General features: G+C 59.3%; 2 protein-coding genes. One reads left to right on the plus strand and one right to left on the minus strand.

Features of this window, described 5'->3' with window-relative positions:
* Window positions 1-189: hypothetical protein (locus QB898_RS13520; protein ID WP_428982838.1), on the plus strand; the 189-nt coding region annotated here is incomplete at its 5' end.
* Here QB898_RS13520 and QB898_RS13525 read toward each other — a convergent pair.
* A partial coding sequence (locus tag QB898_RS13525; RefSeq protein WP_428982839.1) for a transposase occupies window positions 153-391 on the minus strand: 239 nt, incomplete at its 5' end. The genes QB898_RS13520 and QB898_RS13525 overlap by 37 nt on opposite strands.

Here is a 391-nt window from a genome sequence, read left to right on the forward strand (position 1 = left end):
CGCCAGCAGCGCCCCAAACTTTTGGTTCCGGATCATCTCTTCGACTCCTTTGCTGTCATGCCGCTGGCCTGGCATCAGAGCGAACTTGACCAGATGGCCCAGCGCATCGCACAGGGCCAGTATCTTGGTGCTTACACCCCCGCGCCAGTGGCCTATGGCCTGGCTTTGAGTCCTGCGCCCTGGCCGTGACGGTGCACTTTCACGATCGTGGCATCGGCCATGGCGTATTGCATATCCGGCTGGCCGCTGACGGCATCAAAGCGTTTTTGCCAGATATCGGCCTTGACCCAGTCGCCAAAGCGTTTGAAAACGGTGTTGCATTTGCCGAATTCTTCAGGCAAATCGCGCCAGGGGCTGCCTGTGCGCACGATCCACAGCACGGCCTCTACAA

The sequence above is a fragment of the Ottowia cancrivicina genome (assembly GCF_029813755.1).
Classification (GTDB): domain Bacteria; phylum Pseudomonadota; class Gammaproteobacteria; order Burkholderiales; family Burkholderiaceae_C; genus Ottowia; species Ottowia massiliensis.